This window comes from Yinghuangia sp. YIM S10712, from assembly GCF_051388935.1.
Classification (GTDB): domain Bacteria; phylum Actinomycetota; class Actinomycetes; order Streptomycetales; family Streptomycetaceae; genus Yinghuangia.
This window is the reverse complement of record NZ_JBPKBI010000003.1, coordinates 206,184-227,498: the sequence shown is the minus strand read 5'-3', so window position 1 is coordinate 227,498 and position 21,315 is coordinate 206,184. Positions and strand designations below refer to the sequence as shown.

At 70.1% G+C, this 21,315-nt stretch carries 19 protein-coding genes; 11 read left to right on the top strand and 8 right to left on the bottom strand.

The annotated features are described in order from the left end of the window. Window positions 1-165 precede the first annotated feature (165 nt). The 4 genes from ACRX5W_RS10405 (at window position 166) to ACRX5W_RS10390 (ending at window position 4,610) form a co-directional block, all read left to right on the top strand. Window positions 166-1,083 (top strand): SDR family oxidoreductase, encoded by a 918-nt coding sequence (locus ACRX5W_RS10405; protein ID WP_436787735.1) that lies wholly within the window; start codon window positions 166-168, stop codon window positions 1,081-1,083. 50 nt (window positions 1,084-1,133) lie between these two features. Then, on the top strand, window positions 1,134-2,318 hold the full coding sequence (locus ACRX5W_RS10400) for an acyl-CoA dehydrogenase family protein (RefSeq protein ID WP_436787734.1): 1,185 nt from the start codon (window positions 1,134-1,136) through the stop codon (window positions 2,316-2,318). Continuing rightward, entirely contained in the window at window positions 2,315-3,094 is a 780-nt protein-coding gene (locus tag ACRX5W_RS10395; protein WP_436787733.1) for an SDR family oxidoreductase, read from the top strand. The genes ACRX5W_RS10400 and ACRX5W_RS10395 overlap by 4 nt, the downstream gene beginning before the upstream one ends. 448 nt (window positions 3,095-3,542) lie before the next feature. Next, on the top strand, window positions 3,543-4,610 hold the full coding sequence (locus tag ACRX5W_RS10390) for a Zn-dependent alcohol dehydrogenase (RefSeq protein ID WP_436787732.1): 1,068 nt from the start codon (window positions 3,543-3,545) through the stop codon (window positions 4,608-4,610). Between the two features lie 77 nt (window positions 4,611-4,687). Here ACRX5W_RS10390 and ACRX5W_RS10385 read toward each other — a convergent pair whose 3' ends face one another. From ACRX5W_RS10385 to ACRX5W_RS10370, 4 genes are all read right to left on the bottom strand, one after another. Then, a complete protein-coding gene (locus ACRX5W_RS10385; RefSeq protein ID WP_436787731.1) occupies window positions 4,688-5,194 on the bottom strand; it encodes a flavin reductase family protein in 507 nt (168 codons plus the stop codon). Window positions 5,195-5,399: 205 nt separating this feature from the next. Continuing rightward, window positions 5,400-6,287: an enoyl-CoA hydratase/isomerase family protein gene (locus ACRX5W_RS10380; RefSeq protein ID WP_436787730.1), complete on the bottom strand. Its 888-nt coding sequence runs from the start codon at window positions 6,285-6,287 to the stop codon at window positions 5,400-5,402. Between the two features lie 115 nt (window positions 6,288-6,402). After that, window positions 6,403-8,577 (bottom strand): acetate--CoA ligase family protein, encoded by a 2,175-nt coding sequence (locus ACRX5W_RS10375; RefSeq protein WP_436787729.1) that lies wholly within the window; start codon window positions 8,575-8,577, stop codon window positions 6,403-6,405. Window positions 8,578-8,899: 322 nt separating this feature from the next. Further along, window positions 8,900-10,432, bottom strand: coding sequence for a class I adenylate-forming enzyme family protein (locus tag ACRX5W_RS10370; RefSeq protein WP_436787728.1), 1,533 nt, complete (start codon window positions 10,430-10,432; stop codon window positions 8,900-8,902). Window positions 10,433-10,584: 152 nt separating this feature from the next. On the opposite strand from ACRX5W_RS10370, the gene ACRX5W_RS10365 reads away from it, so the two are divergent. After that, on the top strand, window positions 10,585-11,694 hold the full coding sequence (locus tag ACRX5W_RS10365; RefSeq protein ID WP_436787727.1) for an acyl-CoA dehydrogenase family protein: 1,110 nt from the start codon (window positions 10,585-10,587) through the stop codon (window positions 11,692-11,694). A gap of 5 nt (window positions 11,695-11,699) precedes the next feature. Here ACRX5W_RS10365 and ACRX5W_RS10360 read toward each other — a convergent pair whose 3' ends face one another. Beyond that, window positions 11,700-12,305: a Uma2 family endonuclease gene (locus tag ACRX5W_RS10360; protein WP_436787726.1), complete on the bottom strand. Its 606-nt coding sequence runs from the start codon at window positions 12,303-12,305 to the stop codon at window positions 11,700-11,702. A gap of 186 nt (window positions 12,306-12,491) precedes the next feature. Here ACRX5W_RS10360 and ACRX5W_RS10355 point away from each other — a divergent pair, with 186 nt between their 5' ends. Continuing rightward, complete coding sequence (locus ACRX5W_RS10355) at window positions 12,492-13,640, top strand: hypothetical protein (RefSeq protein ID WP_436787724.1); 1,149 nt, start codon at window positions 12,492-12,494, stop codon at window positions 13,638-13,640. Between the two features lie 147 nt (window positions 13,641-13,787). Here ACRX5W_RS10355 and ACRX5W_RS10350 read toward each other — a convergent pair whose 3' ends face one another. Both ACRX5W_RS10350 and ACRX5W_RS10345 read right to left on the bottom strand, forming a co-directional pair. After that, entirely contained in the window at window positions 13,788-14,435 is a 648-nt protein-coding gene (locus ACRX5W_RS10350; RefSeq protein WP_436787723.1) for a TetR/AcrR family transcriptional regulator, read from the bottom strand. Between the two features lie 4 nt (window positions 14,436-14,439). Beyond that, the gene (locus ACRX5W_RS10345; protein WP_436787722.1) at window positions 14,440-15,243 is read right to left on the bottom strand and encodes an SDR family oxidoreductase; all 804 of its coding nucleotides are present in this window, start codon (window positions 15,241-15,243) and stop codon (window positions 14,440-14,442) included. A 141-nt stretch (window positions 15,244-15,384) separates the two neighbouring features. Here ACRX5W_RS10345 and ACRX5W_RS10340 point away from each other — a divergent pair, with 141 nt between their 5' ends. Genes ACRX5W_RS10340 through ACRX5W_RS10325 form a run of 4 tightly spaced genes read left to right on the top strand, consistent with a single transcriptional unit; the run spans window position 15,385 to window position 18,896 of the window. Then, a complete protein-coding gene (locus ACRX5W_RS10340) occupies window positions 15,385-16,143 on the top strand; it encodes an enoyl-CoA hydratase family protein (RefSeq protein WP_436787721.1) in 759 nt (252 codons plus the stop codon). A gap of 40 nt (window positions 16,144-16,183) precedes the next feature. Beyond that, window positions 16,184-17,056: a CoA transferase subunit A gene (locus ACRX5W_RS10335; protein ID WP_436787720.1), complete on the top strand. Its 873-nt coding sequence runs from the start codon at window positions 16,184-16,186 to the stop codon at window positions 17,054-17,056. Continuing rightward, window positions 17,053-17,823, top strand: a complete 771-nt coding sequence (locus ACRX5W_RS10330; RefSeq protein WP_436787719.1) for a CoA-transferase subunit beta — start codon at window positions 17,053-17,055, stop codon at window positions 17,821-17,823. Before ACRX5W_RS10335 ends, ACRX5W_RS10330 begins: the two co-directional genes overlap by 4 nt. Continuing rightward, the gene (locus tag ACRX5W_RS10325; protein WP_436787718.1) at window positions 17,820-18,896 is read left to right on the top strand and encodes an NAD(P)H-dependent flavin oxidoreductase; all 1,077 of its coding nucleotides are present in this window, start codon (window positions 17,820-17,822) and stop codon (window positions 18,894-18,896) included. The genes ACRX5W_RS10330 and ACRX5W_RS10325 overlap by 4 nt, the downstream gene beginning before the upstream one ends. 9 nt (window positions 18,897-18,905) lie before the next feature. Here ACRX5W_RS10325 and ACRX5W_RS10320 read toward each other — a convergent pair whose 3' ends face one another. Continuing rightward, the gene (locus tag ACRX5W_RS10320) at window positions 18,906-19,733 is read right to left on the bottom strand and encodes a helix-turn-helix domain-containing protein (RefSeq protein WP_436787717.1); all 828 of its coding nucleotides are present in this window, start codon (window positions 19,731-19,733) and stop codon (window positions 18,906-18,908) included. Between the two features lie 155 nt (window positions 19,734-19,888). Between ACRX5W_RS10320 and ACRX5W_RS10315 the strand changes: the two genes are divergently transcribed. Next, the gene (locus ACRX5W_RS10315; RefSeq protein ID WP_436787716.1) at window positions 19,889-21,289 is read left to right on the top strand and encodes an MFS transporter; all 1,401 of its coding nucleotides are present in this window, start codon (window positions 19,889-19,891) and stop codon (window positions 21,287-21,289) included. Window positions 21,290-21,315 lie beyond the last annotated feature (26 nt).

Sequence of the window (21,315 nt, the reverse complement as noted above, 5' to 3'; positions counted from 1 at the left end):
CCTGGCGGCACTGAGGGGGTGTAGGTCTTGCGCCCGAGAAACTAACGTACCGTCAGATACGGTCGTACGACGCGGTTTTCGCGCGGCGGTGCAGCATGCCCGGCTGCCGCGACCCGGGGCGACCGTGCGGTTGGCGGCGCAGTGTTCCGAAGGAGAGGGAGAGACATGGGTGACTTCCTGACCGGCAAAGTCGTCGCGGTGACCGGCGCGGGCCGGGGCATCGGCCGCGCGGTGGCGCTGGCGTGCGCCGAGCACGGCGCGAAGGTCGTCGTGAACGACTACGGCGTGGCCATGGACGGCTCGGAACCGACCAGCGAGGTCGCCGACGCCGTCGTCAAGGAGATCGAGGCGGCCGGCGGTCAGGCCGTCGCGGTGGCCGATTCGGTCGCCTCGATGGAGGGCGGCGCCCGCATCGTCGGCACCGCCGTGGAGACCTGGGGCCGCATCGACGGCGTCGTGACCGTCGCCGGCAACCTGCGCGAACGCATGCTGTTCAACATGTCGGAGGACGAGTTCGACAGCGTCATCGCCACCCACCTCAAGGGCACCTTCACCGTCGTGCAGGCGGCCTCCAAGGTCATGCGCGCGCAGGGCTCCGGCTCCATCGTGGGCTTTACCTCCGGCGCGTACGCACTCGGCTCGGTCGCCCAGGCCAACTACTCGGCGGCCAAGGGCGGCATCGTCTCGTTCATCCGCTCCGCGGCGCTGGGCCTGAACAAGTACGGCGTCAACGCCAACTGCGTCGCCCCCGTCGCGCGTACCCGCATGTCGGCCAACGTGCCGATGGACCTCAAGGAGATCGGCGAACCCGAGGACGTCGCCGAACTGGTCGTCTTCCTGCTCTCCGACCACGCCAAGGAGATCACCGGGCAGGTCTACACCGCCGCCGGCCCCAAGATCGCGCTGTGGGACCAGCCGCACGAGATCAAGGCGATGTACCGCGACGAGGGCTGGACCGCCGAGTCGATCGCCGCCACCCTGCCCACCGCGATCGGCCAGGACCCTATGCCGGTCCTCGCCCAGCTCAAGGAGTACGCGGCCGCCGCGGCCCGGAAGAAGGCCGCGGAAGCAGCCGCCGGCTGAGCCCGCGACACCTCCCGCACGACGCCCCGCACTCCCGGAAGGTGGCACCCGTGGACCTCCGCTACAGCGACGAGGACGAGGAGTTCCGAGCGGAAGTCCGCGCGTGGCTCCACGACAACCTCACCGGCGACTTCGCCGCGGCCGTCGGCACCGGCGGCCCGGGCAGCGAGCACGAGAACGTCGAGATCCGGCGCGCGTGGGAGCGCCGCCTCGGCGAAGGCGGCTGGATCGGCCTCGCCTGGCCGGCGGAATACGGCGGCCGGGAGGCGACCCTGATGCAGCAGGTCGTCTTCGGCGAGGAGTACGCGCGCGCCCAGGCCCCCGGCCGCGTCAACCACATGGGCGAGAACCTGCTCGCCCCGACGCTCCTCGCCTTCGGCACCGAGGAGCAGAAAGCCCGCTTCCTCCCGCCCATCGCGCGCGGCGAGGAACTGTGGTGCCAGGGCTACTCCGAGCCGGGCGCCGGATCCGATCTCGCGGCGCTGCGCACGACGGCGGTACGCGACACCGAGACCGGCGACTGGCTCATCACCGGCCAGAAAGTCTGGACGTCGCTGGCCCACGAGGCCGACTGGATCTTCGTGCTGGCCCGGACCGAGCCCGAATCGCGCCGCCACAAGGGCATCACGTTCCTGCTCGCCCCGATGGACCAGCCCGGAATCGACATCCGCCCGATCGTGCAGCTCACCGGAACCAGCGAGTTCAACGAGGTGTTCTTCGACGCCGCCCGCGCCGAAGCCGAGCACGTCGTCGGAGCACCCGGCGACGGCTGGCGCGTCGCGATGGGCCTGCTGGCGTTCGAGCGCGGCGTCTCGACCCTCGCGCAGCAAATCGGCTTCGAACACGAACTGCGCGGCGTCGTCGACACCGCCAAGGCCAACGGCGCCATCCGCGACCCGGCCCTGCGCGAACGCCTGCTCCAGTCCTGGATCGACCTCAAGCTGCTGCGCTGCAACGCCCTGCGCACACTCGGGTCCCCCGACCCCGGCGCGGCATCGGTCGCGAAGCTGGTGTGGGCCACGTGGCACCAGCGCCTCGGCACGCTCGCGATGGACGTGGGCGGTGCCGATGCCACGCTGGCCGCCGCATCGCCGTACGAACTCACCGCGGCACAAAGGCTGTTCCTGTTCACGAAGGCCGACACGATCTACGGCGGGTCCAACGAGGTCCAGCGCAACATCATCGCCGAGCGTGTTCTCGGCCTGCCCCGCGAACCCCGAGGAGACGCGACGTGACCAACGCACCCGAATACGTGGGAGGCCACGGCCTGTTGGCCGGCAAGACCGTCCTCGTCACCGCCGCCGCCGGCACCGGGATCGGGTTCGCCGCCGCCAAGAAGGCGGTCGAGGAGGGCGCCGTCGTCGCGATCAGCGACAAGCACGAGCGCCGTCTCGGCGAGGCCGCCGACACACTCGCCAAGATCGCCGGTGCGCGCCCGCTCGCGGTGCCGTGCGATGTCACCGTGGAGTCCGACGTGCAGAACCTGGTCGACACCGCGGCCGCCGAACTCGGCGGCATCGACGTCCTGATCAACAACGCGGGGCTCGGCGGGCAGGCCGATCTGGTCGACATGACCGACGACGAGTGGAACGTGGTGCTCGACGTGACGCTGGGCGGCACCTTCCGCATGACGCGCGCGGCCCTGCGCCACATGCGACCCCGCGGCCGGGGTGTCATCGTCAACAACGCCTCGGTGCTGGGCTGGCGGGCCCAGAAGGGACAGGCGCACTACGCCGCCGCGAAGGCCGGCGTCATGGCGCTGACGCGCTGCTCGGCCGTCGAGGCGGCCGAGTTCGGGGTACGCGTCAACGCGGTCGCGCCGAGCATCGCCATGCACGCGTTCCTGGCCAAGACGTCGTCGGACGAACTGATTTCGGCGCTCAGCAGCGCCGAGGCGTTCGGGCGCGCGGCCGAGCCGTGGGAGGTCGCCAACGTCATGGTGTTCCTCGCGTCCGACTACTCGTCGTACATGACCGGCGAGGTGGTCTCGGTGAGCAACCGGCACGCCTGACACAGGAGCACGGACGCGGTGGACCTGCCCCATGCCGGTCCGCCGCGCCCGCGCTCTTCCCCGTGACGCGCTCCCCGAGAACGCGTCCCCGCCGCCGCGTACGGCCTGCCCCGCGGCCGGGGCGCCCTGCCTGGCATCCCAGCCGATATCGGCGCGCACACAAGCGAGTTCGAGCCTGCCGCAGCGTTTGTCCGGCCGCCTGGGAAGGCGGCCCTGACGATGATCAGGCGGTGCCGCGGTGCCGGTCAACAAACAGCCGAAAAGCGTTTGCGGTGCCGCGCATTCGCGGGCCGTGCCACCCAGCTTGGAATGCAGAGACGACTGTCACAATGACATGACTGATCGTCAGGTTGGCGCTAGCTTGAGCAGCGTACCGCCGGACCGCCGCCGGGGGCCTTCCGCGCGACGGTGATCGAGCCATTGCACGGAGGACACGGAGGAGAAGCCGGTGAAAGGCGTTCTGTTCGACGGCAAGGGAGCTCTCGTGGTCGACGACCTGGAGGTCCGCGACCCCGGCCCCGACGAGGTTCTGGTGAGGATCGGCGCGGCGGGCCTGTGCCACAGCGACATCAGCGTCATCAACGGGACGATCCCGTTCCCGCCGCCCGTGGTGCTCGGCCACGAGGGCGCGGGCGTGGTCGAGGCCGTCGGCGACCTGGTGACCCACGTCAAGCCCGGCGACCACGTGGCGCTGTCGACGCTCGCCGCGTGCGGTACGTGCCGCGCGTGCGACCGCGGCCGTCCGACCATGTGCGCCAAGAGCTTCGGACAGCTCGGCAAGCCGTTCACGCGGGGCGGCACACCGGCGTACAGCTTCGCCGGCCTCTCGGTCTTCGCGGAGCGGATCGTGGTCAAGCGCGTCCAGGCGGTCAGGATCCCCGCGTCGATCCCGATGGCCTCCGCGGCGCTCATGGGCTGCGGGGTGCTGACCGGCGTCGGCGCGGTCCTCAACCGGGCGAAGGTGCAGCCCGGCGACACCGTCGCGGTCATCGGCACCGGAGGCGTGGGCCTCAACGTCCTTCAGGCCGCGCGGCTGGCCGGCGCCGTCACCGTCGTCGCGGTTGACGCCAACCCGGCCAAGGAAGCCGTCGCCCGCGAATTCGGCGCGACCGACTTCGTGGCCGTGGGCGCCGTCGAGAGCACCGTCAAGGCCGTGCACGGGATCGTTCCGGGCGGCGTGGACCACGCGTTCGAGTGCGTCGGCCGCCCCGAGGTCGTCCGCGACGCCGTCGACATGCTCGGCCGGGCCGGCCAGGCCGTCATCCTCGGTGTCGCACCCGCCGACGCCGAGGCGTCGTTCCTCGTCTCGTCGCTGTTCCTCGACAAGTCCATCATGGGCTGCCGGTACGGCTCCTCCCGCCCGCAGTACGACATCGCCCGGTACGCCGACCTCTACGGCACCGGCGCGCTCAAGCTCGACGAACTGGTCAGCCGTACCTACACGCTCGACGAGTTCCACCAGGCCGTCGAGGACGCCGAGGCGGGCAAGGTCGCCCGGGGTGTGTTCGTCTTCTGATCCCGGACGCGCGCGGGCCCCGGAGCGTCGAGCGCGTCCGGGGCCTGCGGGATGCGACGACAGTAGCGGGCGGCCCGTCAGGCGTTGCGGGCGGGGTGCCCGAACCTGCCCTTGTAGAACAGCAGTGGCCCGGCATCCTCGCGTGTCGCGTCCAGGGCCACGACCCGGCCGATCACGATCTCGTGGTCGCCGCCGTCCACGACCTGTTCCAGTGCGCAGTCGACGTAGGCCAGAACACCGTCCAGCAAGGGGGCGCCCGTGGCCGGCGCCGGCCGGTGGGAGACGCCGGCGAACTTGTCGGCGCCGCTGACCGCGAACGCGCGGCACAGCTCCTCCTGGTCGTCTGCCAACACGTTGACGCAGAACCTCGCGCCGGGCCGGATGCGCGGCCACGTGGTCGAGGTCTTGGCGACGAAGAAGGTCACCAGCGGCGGTTCGAGCGACAGCGACGAGAAGGACTGGCACGCGAAGCCGACCGGGGTCTCCCCGTCGAGCGCGGTGACCACGGTGACGCCGCTGCAGAAGTGTCCGAGCACGTGCCGGAACGCGGCGGGGTCGACGGTCGGTGCGTCGAGCTGGGCCATGGGTCCTCGCAGGGTCTTGGGGTGACGGGCCGTGACCGGAAGGCTCCGTCGTTCCCGTCGTCCGGCATCGCCGCCGGACGACGGGAACCGGCAGACTTTCCCGGCCCCGGCACTGGTCCGAAGCTAGGACAGGAAATATGTTTGTGTCAATCAAATGAAATGGGGTGGAGGTCACAGAGGGCGGACTCGCCTCGCGGCCCTGCCCTCACCAGCCGTAATACTCCGGCTTCCGCCTCTCGATCAGGCTCGCGACCCCCTCGTTGGCGTCCCGGGTTGTCATCGTGAGCTCGACCGCGTCCGCCTCCTCGCCGAACGCCGTCGCCCGGTCGCTGTCGAGAGAGCGGTTGACCAGACGTTTCGTGATGGCGAGCGCCCGCGTCGGGCCGGTGGCCAGGCGCTCGGCCCACTCGCGGACGGTGGCGTGGAGCTCGTCCGCGGCCACGACCTTGTTGACGACGCCGACACGCGCCGCCTCGGCGGCCGGCAGGTCGTCGGCGAGGAACATCAGTTCCTTGGCCTTGTGCGGCCCGACCAGGCGCGGCAGCAGGTACGCGCTGCCGCCGTCCGGGACGAGTCCGCGCCGCGCGAACACCTGGATGAACCGGGCGGTGTCCGCCGCGATCACCAGGTCGCACGCCAGTGCGAGGCTCATGCCGTACCCGGCGGCCGTGCCGTTGACCGCCGCGATGACCGGCTTCTCGCAGTCCAGGACCGCGGTCGTCAGTCGCAGCACGCCGTTGCGGATCATGCGGGCCGCGTAGCCCGTCGGCCGCTCAGGCGGCGTCGGCGTGCCCGGCTCGGACGGCCGCGCCGACGCGAGCAGCGATGTCGTGCCGGGCGAACTGCGCAGGTCCATGCCGGTGCAGAAATGCTTGGCCCCCGCCGCGCCCAGCACGACCGCGCGCACCGCCTCGTTCGCCGACGCCTCGCCGAGCAGGGTGATCATCGTCTCCCGCTGGTCCCAGGTGATCGCGTTGCTCGCCCCGGGGCGGTTGAGCGTCATCCACAGCACGCCGTTTTCGACGCGGTGCAGCAACTCTTGTTCCCCGGCCGCCGGTTCGAGGTGTTCGGTTGCTTCGGAAGGCGTGCTCATGCGCGAAACCGTTCCTCTCGGGATGGCCGCCGTCCGGCAGCCCGCCTCGCGGGCCGGGGAGGAGTGGAGCCGCCGGCTCCTCCCCGGCTCGGACCGCGGTGATCAACAAGCGATGTCATCGGGCGACGGCCAAAGCGTCCAGGGCCACGGTGCCGCCGCCGCGCGGCATCACCATCAGCGGGTTGATGTCGAGCTCGGCGAGGTCGTCGCCGAGTTCGAACGCCATGCGCTGCACCCGCATGACGACGTCGACCAGCGCGTCCATGTCGGCGGGCGGGCGTCCGCGCATGCCGTGCAGGCATTTGAGGCCGCGCAGTTCGCCGAGCATCCGGCGCACTTCGTACGGTCCGAACGGCGGTACGCCGACCGCGACATCGTCGAACACCTCGACGAACATGCCGCCCAGACCGACCGTCACGGTCGGCCCGAACAGCTTGTCGTGCGAGATCCCGACGACCATCTCGACGCCCTTGTCGACCTGTTGGCACACCAGCACGCCTTCCAGGCGCCCGGCGCCGTGCTCGCGCGCCGTCTCGACGATCTCCCGGTAGGCATCGCGCACTTGGCTCGCCGACCGGAGCCCGGGCCGGACCAGCCCCAGGTCGCTCTTGTGCGGCAACTGCGGCGCGCAGGCCTTCATGACCACCGGGTAGCCGATGAGCCCGGCCGCGCGGACGGAGGCGGCGGCCGAGGTGACCAACTGCTCGCGCGGCACCCGGATTCCGTACGTGCGCAGCAACTGCTTGGCGGAGTGTTCGGACAACGGCTTCCCCGTGGTCAGCAGCCGTCGCGCTTTCGCGGCGGCCGGGGAGTGAGTCCGTGCGACGTCGTCGAACGGCGAGTCGTAGTTGTCGCGGAACCGGTGGTAGTCGAAGTAGGCCCGCAGCGCGGTGACGCAGTTGCCGAACGTACGGAACACGACTATCCGGTGTGATTTGAGCAGGATGTCGCGGTAGGCGGACTCGTCGCCCGACGGCGACCCCCACACCACGCACACGACCTTGTCCGTGGTCTCGGCGGCGTCGACCAGGTCTTGGGCCAGCCTGTCGCTCATCGGCGGGAACGCCCCGGTGATCGGACACACGAGAACGCCGACGTTCGGGTCCGCGAGGATCGAGTCGATGATCTTCCGGCCGCGCTCGTCGCCGGCCGGGTGACCGCCGTTGTCGACCGGGTTGGAGACGGTCAGGCCGCCGGGGATCCAGGTGCGCAGGGACTCCTGCGTGCCGGCGGTGAGCGCTGGCAGCGCGAGGCCCGCGGCGGCGGCGAGGTCGGCCATGTGGGCGCCGGTCCCGCCGGAGATCGAGTACACGCACACCCCGTCCGCGCGGGGCCGCGTCGTGCGCGCGAACATCTGTGAGGTGTCGATGAGTTCGTCGAGGCCGTCGACGCGCGTGACGCCGAACTGCCGGAACACCGCCGACGCGACGCGGTCCTGCCCGGTCAGCTTGCCGGTGTGGGAGGCCGCCATCCGGGCACCGGATTCGGTGCGGCCGACCTTGACCAGCACGATCGGCTTGCGCTGCTGGGCCGCGTGGTCGGCCGCGAGGGCGAACGTGCGGCCGTCCTTGAAGCCCTCGACGTACGCGGCGATCACCCCGACCTCGGGCTGGTCGGCGAAGTACCGGATGAAATCGGCGGTTTCGAGATCGGCCTCGTTGCCCACCGGCGCCCAGTGCGAGACGCGGATGCCGATCTCCTGCGCGGCGAAGACCGGCCGGCCCTGGTGCCCGCTCTGGGTAATGAGCGCGATCGACCGCCCGTCGAGGTCGTCGCGGAAGGTCTCGAACGCGTTGAGGTTGGTGTTGGGGCCGAGCAGGCGCAGCGGTCCGCCCGTGGCGATCTCGGCGAGCCTGCGCTGGGCCTCGACGCCGTCCGGGCCGGATTCGGCGAAGCCGTCCGCGAAGACGACCGCGAACGCGACGCCGGCGGCGGCCAGATCGGCCATGACCTCCTGCGGGTCGCCGACCAGGACCACCGCGAGGTCGACGGTCTCGGGCACCGACGCGATGTCGGGGTGGCATATCAGCCCGCCGATCTCGGCGTGCTTGGGGTTGACGGGGAACATCCGCGCGCCCACGCGCTCGGACCAGGCCCGCAACTGCGCGGTGATCCGCGCGCCGGGGCGACCTTCGGTGTCCGACGCGCCGATCACCGCGACCGTGCGCGGCCGGAAGAACCGGTCGAGGTCGACGGGTCGCAGCCGCAGCGGCCGACCGGTGACGTCGACCGCGAGGCGCTGGTCGACGAAGGTCTCAGTGCGCGGCGCGGCGCCCATGCCGGCGCCCATGCCGGCGCTCATTCCAGTGCTCGCGGAACCGGTACGGGCGTATCCCGGAGCGTGCGTTTCCCTGCTGTCACGAAGCATCTGGCCCGTCCCTCGTCTTCCGATCCATCAAATGAATCACGTGACCTGACGGTCAGTCAGTTAGCTGCTGATGGGACGTCAGGACTGTCTTTGGTCTCTTCGCCCCCTGATCGCATGTATGTGACCGATCATGGGGATATCTAGTGACTTGGTCAAGGTTTTCCTGAGGAGCCGCCGGTCAACGAACGTTTCCCACAGCCGTCGGTTTTTGTTGTCCGACCACCGTGCCCACCAAACGGCTTGCTCAGCAAGGCTGTCGGCGCAGAACACCGCGGCGCTCACGCTCCGCGAGTGCCGCGCGGTCGACCTTGTCCATCCCGGTGAGCGGCAGGCCGTCCACCACCCGCAGAGCCTCCGGCAGCTTGTACGCCGCGAGCCTCGGCGCCGCGAACGCGCGCAACTCCTCCAGCGTGGGCGCCGGCATGCCCTCGCGCGGGACCACCACCGCCACCCCGATCTCGCCCATCACATCGCTGGGCCGCGGGGTCACCGCGACGGCCGCGACGGCCGGGTGGGCGAGCAGCACGGACTCCACCTCCAAGGGGAAGACGTTGTAGCCACCCCGAATGAACGCGTCCGAGATACGGCCCGTGATCCGCAGGCACCCCGCCGCGTCGACGGCACCCAGATCGCCGGTCCGCAACCACCCGTCGCCGTCCAGCGCCCGTGCGGTCTCCTCCGGGTTCCGCCAATATCCGGCCATCACGGACGGGGAGTGCAGGCAGATCTGCCCCGCCTCGCCCGCCCCCAGCACCCGCCCGGTCTCCGGATCACGGATCTGAAGCGCGGTGCCCGGCCGGGGGCGCCCGACGGTGTGCAGCGCCTCCTCGTCCGGTGCGTCGAACGCCGTCAACGTGCCGAGCCCACCCGACTCGGTCAGCGAATACCGGATCGAATACCCCGCACCGAACCGCTCCCGAGCCTCGCGCACGAGCGGCGCCGGCGACGGCCCCGCCCCCACGATCAGCCCGCGTACGCACGAGAAGTCGTACGCGTCGAACTCCGGGCGACGCAGCAACAGCGACACCTGTGCCGCCACGCCGCCGATGTAGGGGATCCTCTCCCGCGCGATGATCCGCAGCGCGTCCTCGGCCCGCCACCGGTCGAGCAGATGCATGGTCGCGCCCAGCATGAGATGACCGGCGAGCTTCGTCATGAATCCGACGTGCGGCAGCCCGGTCGCGACGAGCTGCGGCCCGCCCCCATCCCACCTGCCGCCTGTGTCCATCTCGGTGATCGCGGCGATCTGCCGCGACGTGAACAGCGCGCCCTTGGGCACACCCGTGGTCCCCGAGGTGAACACGACCGTTTCGGGCGCATCGGGGTCGTCGCCCCCTCCCGCCCGACGCGCCGGCGCAGCCGCGTCGACGCGCAGATCGCGCCACACGTCGCCGGCCCGTCCCGCCGGTGTGCACAGCAGCAGTCCGGGGCCGGAGGGCACCTGCTCGGCAAGCTCCTCCGTCGCGACGACGAGATCCGGCCCAGCCTGCCGGAGCACCTTCGCCCGCTCGCTCGCGGTGTGGCGCGGCCCGACCCCTGTGGTGATCGCACCGAGCCGGGCGAGCGCGAGGTACGCGACGACGTACTCCGGCCCGCACGGCAGCACGAGGGCCGCCAGATGCCCGGCCTGCACACCGCGCTTCGCAAGTCCCGCCGCCACCTGGTCGGTGACCGCGTCCAGCTCCGCGTAGGTGAACGCGACCCCGTCCCGGACCAGCGCCCGGCGCCCGGGGAAGCGCCGTGCGGCCTCCCGCAGCACTGCGGCGACAACGGACATCAGGCTTCCTTCTGCTGTGGTGCGGGCGGTCCCGCGTGATATGACGGTGTGTCAGATACTGGCGCGTGGACTGCGCCACGGGCAAGGGGCCGGACCGCTTCGGCTCGTCGGGACCACTCCGAACACCCCCGGCACACCAGGGAGTCAGCGGCATGGACGTCGGGTTCAGCGAGGAGCAGCACGAGATCCGCAGGGCACTGCGCGAAGCCCTCGACAAGCACAGCGACTCCGCCGCCGTACGCGCGGCGACGGCCACCGACCACGGCTACGACACGCAGGTATGGCGCCGCCTGTGCGACCAGACCGGGCTGCCCGGCCTCGCGATCCCCGAGCAGTACGGCGGCGTCGGACTCACCTTCACCGAAGTGGCCATCGCCTGCGAGGAGATGGGCCGCGCGCTCTACCCGTCCCCGTTCCTGGCGACGTGCGTTCAGGCAGCCGCGGCACTGAGGCACAGCCGTGACGCGGACGCGTGCGAGCGCTACCTCCCGGGCATCGCCGCCGGCACCACGACGGCCGCCTTCGCGCACACCGAACCGACGCTCACGGTCCGATCAGCGGGCGGCGAACACCGCCTGACCGGTACCGCGACCCATGTCGTCGACGGAGCCCACGCGGACCTCGTCCTCGTCCCCGCACGCCTCGACGGCGCACCCGCGCTCTTCGCGCTCGACGCCGGCGCATCCGGCCTGACCCGTACTTCGCTTCCGGTCCTCGACCAGACCCGCACCCAGGCCCGCCTCGACCTCACCGAAACCCCGGCCCGCCTCATCGGTACGCCAGGCGAACCGACCGGCGAACTCCTGTGTAGGGTACGTGAGTTCACCGAAGTCGCCATCGCCGCCGAGTCTGTCGGCGGGGCATTCCGTTGCCTGGACATGACCGTCGAATACGCCAAGCTCCGCGTCCAATTCGGCCGCCCGATCGGCTCGTTCCAAGCCGTCAAACACCGCTGCGCCGACATGTACGTGCAATTGGAGACCGCGAGATCGGCGCTGCGCTACGCCGCGTGGACCGCCACCGAAGCCGAGTCCTCAGGACCGGGTGGCGATGAACTTCCTTTGATGGCCCCGTTGGTGATGACCACGGCCACGGACACCTACCGACGGATCGCGGAGGAAACCATTCAACTCCACGGCGGCGTCGGCTTTACGTGGGAACACGACGCGCACTTGCACCTCAAGCGGGCGACGACGTCCGCGTTGCTCTTCGGGCCACGGTCGCGGCAGCGCGAGCGGATTGCTGCGTCGGCGGCGATTTGAGGGCGTTACCGTACAAAGATCGACGTGTCGAGGATGGCGTCGAAAGGCTCAGGGAAGGTCAGCTTGTCGCCGTACGAAACCGTGTTTTTCGAGCGGTATTTCCCGTTCTTCGGGTTTACGAACAATGTGACCTCCTCGCGCAGCGGATCAATGAGCAGATACAGCGGAACCGGCCCGGATGCGTAGCCGAGCGGTTTCACATATCGGTCGTCGCGTTGGCCGTCCCGCCCGGCTGAGACAACTTCGGCGACCAGATGGAAGACATCCGCAGGGAACCGCCAGTCGTCGGCATCCCACAAAACCTCTTCGTCCACGACCACCAGGTCCGGAACATACGACTCCTTGCCCCCGGGGGCGTTCGGAAGGTCGATGGTGACCGGATAGGTCGAGACTTCGGTGTCATCCGGCTTGTGCAAATCCAAGAACCGCTTGTCCAAGCGCCTCAGCAGCCCTCCGTGCTTTCCGACCGCGCTTGGTGACATGACGACCCTTCCGCCGATCAGCTCCACCCGGACCCCCTCGGGCGGGTCGATGCTGTCGAAAACCGCCTGCGCGTCGGAGTCCTTACCGGTGTCCGTCACAACGGTCGCCTCCTCGATGAGCAGGATCATGTCACTCCCTTCAGAGTACGCCGGGACTTCTTGCACGGTTGAGCATGGCGCAAGCCAGGGCACCCTCAGTCCGAAAACCAGTTGTTCAGCTCGAACGGAGTAGTTTGAAATGCGGTGGTAGCGGTTTGACGAAAGGACGACGTCCTGAATCCCCATGCGCTGCTGCTCCACCCCGCGCCCGAGGAATTGCACGGTCCCGTCGCCCTGCGCCTGGACACGCACGTGGCCGAGTCGTTGCTGTCCTCGGAACCGCTGCCCAGCGCCGGGCTGGCCGCGTACGTGGTCGCGCACGGCGGTGAGGCCGAGCGCGCCGTGATCGCCGGCAACGGGTCGGTGGGCGCGGACGTGCTCATGGCGTTGGCCGAGCGGGCCGACGACGCGGTCGCGCAACGACTGATCGCCAATCCGTCGGCGCCCCGCGAGGTCATGCTGAGGGTGGTGGACCGTGTTCCGGTCGGGAAGTTGCTGCCGACGCGGCTGGGCAGGCGCAATCGGGACGTCAGGCGGCTGCTTTCCTTCGCGGCCGGTGTGCATGACGCCGAAATCCTCTCCTGGGTACTGGAGTTCACCAGGGGATTCGGCGAAATGCTCGGGGAAACCGTGGTGTTGCAGGCCTGCGTGGGCTTGTTGGAGGTTTCCGGCCCGGACGCGGTGCACGATGCCATGTCCGAGCGCAAACCCCGCATCCAGCGCGCCGAAGACGATCCGGTACGCCACGCCTACGCCCGTCCGACCGACCCCGACCTCCTCGCCCGCGCGCTGGAGCACGAAGGCCGGACACCAGTCGTCGTCGAACGCCTCAATGCCTGCTGGTCGGTCGAGGACGCCGTCGCACTGCTCCACGCACCGCGCGCTCCGCTCGACTGGGAGTACATCCTCGGACGACGTGACACCCTTCGGCCGCATGCTCTCACCGCTCTGGCGCGTCAGGTGGGCTGTCCGGACGCCCTTCGGCCGGAGCCACCGCCGGTGCCACGACGCGCTCGGCGGGGGCGGGACGGCGAGGCCTTCATGAGTGCGCACGCCCGTCGGCGCATGCTGCGTCATCTGGCGGATCTGGAGACCCCGACCCACTGGGTGCTGGACGCCCACGCGTCCGGGCGGTTGTCCGCCGCGACGATCCTTGGGCGCGGTGCCCCGGCACTCGACGCGTTGGAGATATTCGCGCGCTGCGACGTCCCGGAGCGGCTGGCCGACGCGCACGGTGCGCTCGCGAAGGCGACCTCGGGCCTCGGTACGGAGCCGGACGCGTGGGTCGTGGCCCTCAATCTGCTCCCGACATTCAGCGGCACATGCGCCGAACTCCTGGCCACCGCAAAGGCAGTCGTATCGTGAAGCGCGAAGGCAAAGCAAAAGCGGACATACCGTCGAAGGTGCGTCCGCTGCGGACTCGTCGGCGCGGTGGACCTGTTCGTGCGATGTGCGGCTTGCCCCGGCCGGTGTGCGCGCTTCCTGGGCGGGAAGCCGACCGGGGCGTCGTCGTCAGCGCGGGGGCTTCCTGCCGGTGATGCCCATGTAGACGAGGGTGGCGAGCGCGGGGCGCACGTCCCTCATCTTGATCTTCCAGGTCTCGAAGCCCTTCTGGTGGCCCGAGACGGCCGCGAGCATCGCGACGAGGGTGCCCGCCATGGCGTTCGGCACGACTTCGTCGCCGGTCTTGTGTTTGGCCTGGACGTCCTCGATGGCCTCGGTGAGGCCCTGCGTCACGGCGGTCAGAATGGACTGCCGGACCTTGTAGAAGCGCTTGTCGCCCTCGGCCGCGGCCAAGTCGACGACCCGGAGAATCGGCTCGTACTCCTGCCAGAACTCCAGGAAGCCGTCGACGAGGGCTTCGGCTGCGGCGTAGCCGCCTTTGCCGGCCCAAGCCTGGTTCTCGGTCAGCGTTTTGAGCCGCTGGCCATCCTTGGCCATGTCGTTGGCGATCTCCAGGATCGCACTCTCGACGTCCTGGAAGTACTGGTAGAAGGTGGCCGGCGAGGTGCCTGCCATGCGGGCGACGTCGATGACCTTGACGTCCCGGTACGGCGACGTGTCGAGCATCTCGCGCAGGCACTCCAGCAATTTCTGCCGGGTGGCCTGGCCGCGTCGCCCGGCGACGCGGCCGTCGACGGTGCGAACTTGTCCTGTCATGGCGTCAGTTTACGGGCGCATGATCGGGGTCGCTGTTCGCGGCGCGGAGATAGGCGGGCAATTCGCCGCCCCCGTGTACCAGGATTTCCGCGCCGCTCACGTAGCGGGACATCGGTGACGCGAGGAATACGCACACATCCGCTATGTCGTCAGGATCAGCCATTCGGCCGAGCGGAATGGTCTTGCCAACTGACGCGATGCCGTCCTCGTCGCCGTAGTGCAGGTGTGCCTGCTCGGTTCTGACCATGCCGACGATGATCGCGTTGGTGCGGATCCGCGGGCCCCATTCCACGGCGAGTGTCCTGGTCAGCGAGTTCATTCCGGCCTTCGCCGCGGCGTACGCGACCGCTCCGGGCGAGGGGCGGACGCCGCTCACGCTGCTGATGTTGACGATCGATCCGCCGGACTCCTGGGCGTTCATCAGGCGGTGTGCGGCCTGGGCGAAATACAGCGGGCCGAGCAGGTTCAGTTCGATGATCGCTTTCGAGAAGCGCGGCGACGCGGTGGCCGAGTCGATCGCCGGGGCGCCGCCCGCGTTGTTGACGAGCGCGTCGAGGCGGCCGAACTTTTCCTCGACGAACGCGACGGTGGCGAAAGCGGTGTCGGGGTCGCGGACATCGGCGCGGTGGTAGACCGCGGTGCGCCCGGCCGCGGACGGCAGTGTTTCGGGTTCGCTGCGCGAGCACACGACCACATCGGCGCCGGCGGCGAGGAAGCGCTCGCTGATGCCGCGTCCGATGCCTTTGCCGCCGCCGGTCACGAGAGCGACCCGGCCGGTCAGGTCCACGGGGTTCGGGGCTTCGGTCATGACGTCTCCGAAAGGCAGGTCTTCGAGTGGAAGGAGGGCGTGGTGGGGCTGTCCTGTCTGGCGCGGCTCGTCGGGTGTCATCTATGGTGCCACAGAGATCTGACGATCAGTCAGATTCGCGGCCGAATGGATCCGATCGCCATGGCTATCCGCTACGAGGTACGCGACGGCATCGCCGAAGTGGTGCTCGACGCGCCCCCGGTGAACGCCCTCGACGTCGCAGGGTGGTTCGAACTCGCCGACACACTGCGGTCCGCAGGCCGTGACACCCGCGTGCGGGCCGTCGTGCTGCGCGCCGAAGGACGCGGCTTCAACGCCGGCGTCGACATCAAGGAAATGCAGAACACGACCGGCTTCGACGCCCTGCTCGGCGCCAACCGCGCCTGCTACGAGGCCTTCGCCGCCGTCTACGACTGCGAGGTCCCGGTGGTCGCGGCCGTACACGGCTTCTGCGTCGGCGGCGGCATCGGCCTGGTCGGCAACGCGGACATCGTGCTGGCCAGCGACGACGCCTACTTCGGCCTGCCGGAGGTCGACCGCGGGGCCCTCGGCGCGGCCACTCACCTGGCCCGCCTCGTGCCGCAGCACCGCATGCGGCAGATGGTCTACACCGGGGAGACCGCGTCGGCGGCCGAACTGCACGCGTACGGCTCGGTCTACAAGGTCGTCGACCGCGAAAAGCTCGTGGAGACCGCGTTCCAGGTCGCCGGCGGCATCGCCGCGAAGTCGCCCACGGTCATCCGGGCGGCGAAGGCCTCGCTCAACGGCATCGACCCGGTCGACGTGAAGCGCTCCTACCGCTACGAGCAGGGCTTCACCTTCGAACTGAACCTCACCGGAGTCTCGGACGAGCTGCGCGACGCGTTCGTCGCGGGCCGCGACGCGGACACCTCGAAGTAGGCCGGTAGGCGAGGCAAGCCGAGTAGGCAGGGAGTTCACGGTGGCTGACAAGCGCATGACACCCGACCAGGTCGTCGCCCGGCTCGAAGACGGCATGACCGTCGGCATCGGCGGCTGGGGGTCGCGGCGCAAGCCGATGGCCCTGGTCCGGGCCATCCTGCGGTCCGAGCTGCGCGGACTGACGATCGTGGCGTACGGCGGTCCGGACGTCGGCCTGCTGGCCCGCAGCGGCAAGGCCGACAAGATCGTGTACGCCTTCGTGTCACTCGACTCGATACCGCTGGAGCCCAACTTCCGCCATGTGCGGGAGAACGGGCTCGTGAAGGCGGTCGAATACGACGAGGGCATGTTCCTGAGCGGCCTGCGGGCCGCCGCATACCGGCTGCCGTTCCTTCCCACGCGTGCCGGGCTCGGTTCCGACATCCCCAGGGTCTCGCCGCACCTGCGGACCGTGATCTCGCCGTACGACGACGCAGAAGAGCTCATCGCGATGCCCGCGCTCCGGCTCGACGCGGCGCTCGTGCACGCCAACGTCGCCGACGACAAGGGCAACGCCGCGCTCACCGGGCCCGACCAGTACATGGACGACCTGTTCTGCCTGGCCGCCGACAAGGCGTACGTCTCCGCCGAACGCGTCGTCACCGGCGACGAGTTGCTGAAGGAAGCAGGTTGCTTCCACACACTCGTGCTGCACCGCTACATGACCGCCGGTGTCGTCGAGACGCCGAACGGAGCCCATTTCACCGAGTGCCCGCCCGAGTACGGCCGCGACGAGGCGTTCCAGAAGGCCTACGCCACCGCGGCCGGAGACCCGGCGCGGTGGGCCGCGTTCGAGGACCGCTTCCTGAAGACCGCCGACGAGGCCGCCTACCAGGCCGAGATCACGAAGTTCCGTGAGGAGACGGGCCGATGACCACAGCTACGGGCGTTACCCGCGCCGATATCTGCGTGGTCGCGGTCGCCGAGTGCTTCCGCGGAGACGGGGAGATCTTCGGATCGCCGATGGGCACCATCCCGACGATCGGCGCCCGGCTGGCCCGTGCCGCGTTCGAGCCGGACCTCGTGCTGTCCAACGGCGAGTCGCTGCTGTTCGAGGGGACGCACCAACTCGGCGTCAAACCCGATGAGTTCGCCGCGGTCGGCTGGATACCGTTTCGCAGTGTCCTCGATGTCCTCGCCTCCGGTCGCCGGCACGTGATCATGGGGCCGGTGCAGATCGACGCGCACGGCAACGCGAACATCTCGGCGATCGGCGACTGGGCCAAACCCAAGCGCCAAGTGCTGGGTTCCCGCGGTGCCCCGGGCAACACCGTGAACCACACGACCAGTTACTGGATCCCCAGACACTCCCCGCGCGTGTTCACCGCGACCGTCGACATGGTCTCGGGCATCGGCTACGACCGGGCGGCGGCCGTCGGCGCGCACTTCCACGAAATACGGCGTGTCGTGTCCAACTTGGGGGTTTTCGACTTCGTGTCCGTCGACGGCGCGCCCGCGACGATGCGGCTCGCATCGGTCCATCCGGGCGTTACCGTCGACGAGATCGCGGCGAACACCGGCTTCCCGCTTGTCATTCCGGACGACGTACCGGAGACCCGCGCGCCCACCGACGCCGAACTACGGCTGATCCGCGAGGCCATCGACCCGCGCGGCATACGCCTGCGGGAGGTGCCCGCGTGACGGCCGACCCGCATCCCGCGCTGACCACCGCGTTCACGCGCAAGTTCAAGGTCCGCCATCCGGTCGTCCAGACCGGCATGGGCTACGTCTCGTACCCTCCGCTGGTCGCCGCGACCGCCGAAGCCGGGGGCCTGGGCATCCTGGCGTCGGCGACCATGACGTACGACGAACTCGCCCTCGCCGTGACGGCCGTCAAGAAGGCGACCGACAAACCGTTCGCGGTCAACCTGCGCGCCGACGCGCCCGACGCGGCCGAGCGGATCGAGCTGATGGGCCGGGAGGGCGTCACGGTCGCGTCGTTCGCGCAGGCGCCCAAGAAGGACCTCATCAAGCGCGCACACGACCTCGGCATGCTCGTAGTCCCGTCGATCGGTGCCAAGCGGCACGCGCAGAAGGTCGCGGAATGGGGTGTCGACGGCGTCATCGTGCAGGGCGGGGAAGGCGGCGGGCACACCGGCTCCATCCCGACCACACTGCTGCTGCCGCAGGTCACGGACGTGCTGCGCGGCACCGACGTGACCGTGATCGCGGCCGGTGGCTTCTTCGACGGGCGCGGCCTGGTCGCCGCCCTCGCCTACGGTGCCGACGCGATCGCCATGGGCACGCGCTTTCTGCTCACGAGCGACAGCCCCGTGGGCCGCGCGGTCAAGGAGGTCTACCTCGCCGCCGACGTCAACGGCACGGTGGTCTCCAAGGAGGTCGACGGCGTCGCGCACCGCGTCCTGGCCACGGACTTCGTGAAGCGGCTGGAGCAGCGGTCGGTCGTGGCCCGCTACCCGCGCGCGATCGCCAACGCGATGAAGTTCCGCAAAATCTCCGGGACTTCGCTGCCGGACATGGTCCGCGAAGGCCTGGCCATGAAGAAGTCGCAGTCCCTGACCTGGCCGCAGGTCCTGATGGCCGCCAACACCCCGATGCTCCTCAAGGCCGCCATGGTGGACGGCCGTCCGGAGTTCGGCGTCATGGCGTCCGGCCAAGTCGTCGGCGTGATCGACGATCTGCCGAGCTGTCAGGAACTGATCGACGGCATCGTCACCCAGGCCTCCGGGATCCTGCGCGAACTGGGAAGCTGACCGAGGCCCTCAGCCCGCGAGCCTCCGCAGAGCCTCCTCGGACGCCGAGCCGGGCTCGGCCGCGAACAGGTCCAGCCCGCAGCAGGACGGCTCGTCGGGCAGCGCGATGAGCTCGCCGTGCAACGTCAGTTCACCGACCACCGGGTGGTTCAGCACGTACTCCCTGCTCCGCACCTGACCGACCGGATGCTCCGCCCACATCCGTGCGAACTCCATGCTCACCTCCCGCATGTGGTCGATGTGCGCGGCGAGTCCGGCGTCCCCGCGAAACCGGCCGAGAAGAACACGCAGATGCGCCACGTGCTCGCTCGCCGCCCGCTCCCAGCCGGCACCGTGCAGGTCACGCAAGTACGAGTCCGTGAACAGCAGGTGCGAAATCGTGCGGCGGTCCTCCGGCCAGGCCGTGAAGTCGCCGAACACCGCGACCGCGAGACGGCTCCAGCCGACGATCTGAGTGTGCCGGCCCACCAGCAGTGCCGGCGTCAGCACGAACGACTCCAGCAGATAGCGCAGGCCGGGCCGCACATTCGGCGAGGCCGCGGCCTTCGCACACCGCGGCGGACGCCGCGCGATGCGGTGCAGATACGCCAACTCGTCCGTGTCCAGGCGCAACGCCGCCCCGATCGCGTCCAGCACCTCGTCCGAGACGCTGTCGCCCCTGCCCTGCTCCAAACGCGTGTAGTGGGCGATGCTCACGCCCGCGAGCCGGGCCAACTCCTCCCGTCGTAGCCCGGCGACCCGGCGCACCCCGCCGTAGTCCGGCAACCCGACATCCTCCGGGCGCAGGCGGGCGCGGCGCGATTTGAGGAATTGGCTCAGCTCCGTCCGATCGTCCACGCGTTCGACCCTACGCCCGTGCGGGGGTGGGTGATCAGGGCCCTGAGTACGCAGGACAGGGCCCTGGTTGGGCAGGCGCGGTGCTCGCAGGCTGTCGGTCGGGCCGCCGGAGCCGACCGCGGCCCCGATCCCGTGCCATCCCTGGAGGACCCCGCGTGCCCACCGACCGCCGACTGCGAAGCCCCGCCGCCACCTTGACGCTGCTCGGCCTCGCGAGCCTCATCACCGCGCTGGACTTCACCATCGTCTACGTCGCCCTCCCCGACATCGCGCGAGACGTCGGCTTCTCCGAACACTCGCTCCAGTGGGTGGTCAGCGCGTACGCCGTCGTCTACGGAGGCCTGCTCCTCCTCGGCGGCCGCCTGTCCGACCTGCTCGGGCGCCGCCGCATGTTCGTGGCCGGCATGGTCCTGTACGGCTTCGGATCGGTCCTGGGAGGCCTCGCCGACACGCCCACACTGCTCGTCGCGGCCCGCGCGGTCCAGGGCGTCGGCGGCGCGGTGCTGTTCCCGGCGACGCTGTCGCTGGTCACGACGCTGTTCGAGGAAGGAAGGGAACGGAACCGGGCGCTGGCCGTATGGTCGGTCGCCGGCGCGGCCGGACTCAGCCTGGGCGCGCTTCTGGGCGGCGTGCTGACGTCGGCGTTCGGCTGGCAGGCGGTGTTCTACGTGAACGTCCCGCTTGTCGTGGCCGCCGGCCTGGCCGCCTTCGTGCTGCTCGCCCCCGACCCGGCCGGTCCCGCGCGCAGCGGGTTCGACGTCACCGGCGCGCTCACCGGCACCGCGGGCATGACCTTGCTCGTCCTCGCCGTCGCGCAAGGACCCGAGTGGGGGTGGGGCAGTGCCCGAGTACTGGGTTCGATGGCCGCCGGCCTCGCGCTGCTCGCGGTTTTCGCGGCGGTCGAACGGCGTGCCCGGCAGCCGCTACTGCGTCTTGGCCTGCTGGCCAACCGCAGTCTGAGCGCCGCGACCGGTGTCATTCTGGTTTTCGGCGTCACCCTCCAGGCGGTGCCGTACTTTCTGACGCTGTACTTCCAAAGCGCCATGGGCTACTCGGCACTGCGAACCGGTGTGGCCTTCCTCGGCCCGACGCTGTCCATCACCGTCGGCAACCTGGTCGGCGAGCGGTTGGTTCCGCGCCTGGGCGTGCGCAAGACCCTCGTCTCGGGCTTCGTCGTCGCGGCAGCCGGCACCGCCCTGATCGCCGCCGCCATGACGGACGGCGCGAGCTACCCGGAACTGCTCGCCGGCATCGTCGGCTTCGGCCTCGGCACCGGCGTGGTCTTCTCGACCATGTGGATCGCCGCCGCGAGCGGAGTCGCCGCCGACGAACAAGGCACCGCGTCCGGCGTCGCCTCCACCGCACTTCAGTTCGGCTCGGGGGCGGGCCTTGCGATTCTGGTCGGCGTCGACGGCACCCGTGCCGCGATGTTCACCATCGGGTCGGCCGCCGCGGTCCTCGGCACCTTCGCCGCGCTGCTGCTCCCCGCCCGCTCCCCGGCGCCGGCGGCCGTCTCGGCGGACTCTCCGGTGCGCGAGCCGAGCCGGTCGAAATGACGGAAGCGCCCGACCCGCTCACGGGT

What these genes read in the sequence shown, in the direction of transcription:
- ACRX5W_RS10375 (WP_436787729.1), bottom strand. Translation starts at nt 8,577, where the DNA reads ATGGGCGCCGGCATGGGCGCCGCGCCGCGCACTGAGACCTTCGTCGAC.
- ACRX5W_RS10385 (WP_436787731.1), bottom strand. Translation starts at nt 5,194, where the DNA reads ATGGCCCAGCTCGACGCACCGACCGTCGACCCCGCCGCGTTCCGGCAC.
- ACRX5W_RS10350 (WP_436787723.1), bottom strand. Translation starts at nt 14,435, where the DNA reads ATGACAGGACAAGTTCGCACCGTCGACGGCCGCGTCGCCGGGCGACGC.
- ACRX5W_RS10405 (WP_436787735.1), top strand. Translation starts at nt 166, where the DNA reads ATGGGTGACTTCCTGACCGGCAAAGTCGTCGCGGTGACCGGCGCGGGC.
- ACRX5W_RS10365 (WP_436787727.1), top strand. Translation starts at nt 10,585, where the DNA reads ATGGACGTCGGGTTCAGCGAGGAGCAGCACGAGATCCGCAGGGCACTG.
- ACRX5W_RS10360 (WP_436787726.1), bottom strand. Translation starts at nt 12,305, where the DNA reads ATGATCCTGCTCATCGAGGAGGCGACCGTTGTGACGGACACCGGTAAG.
- ACRX5W_RS10330 (WP_436787719.1), top strand. Translation starts at nt 17,053, where the DNA reads ATGACCACAGCTACGGGCGTTACCCGCGCCGATATCTGCGTGGTCGCG.
- ACRX5W_RS10370 (WP_436787728.1), bottom strand. Translation starts at nt 10,432, where the DNA reads ATGTCCGTTGTCGCCGCAGTGCTGCGGGAGGCCGCACGGCGCTTCCCC.
- ACRX5W_RS10345 (WP_436787722.1), bottom strand. Translation starts at nt 15,243, where the DNA reads ATGACCGAAGCCCCGAACCCCGTGGACCTGACCGGCCGGGTCGCTCTC.
- ACRX5W_RS10380 (WP_436787730.1), bottom strand. Translation starts at nt 6,287, where the DNA reads ATGAGCACGCCTTCCGAAGCAACCGAACACCTCGAACCGGCGGCCGGG.
- ACRX5W_RS10340 (WP_436787721.1), top strand. Translation starts at nt 15,385, where the DNA reads ATGGCTATCCGCTACGAGGTACGCGACGGCATCGCCGAAGTGGTGCTC.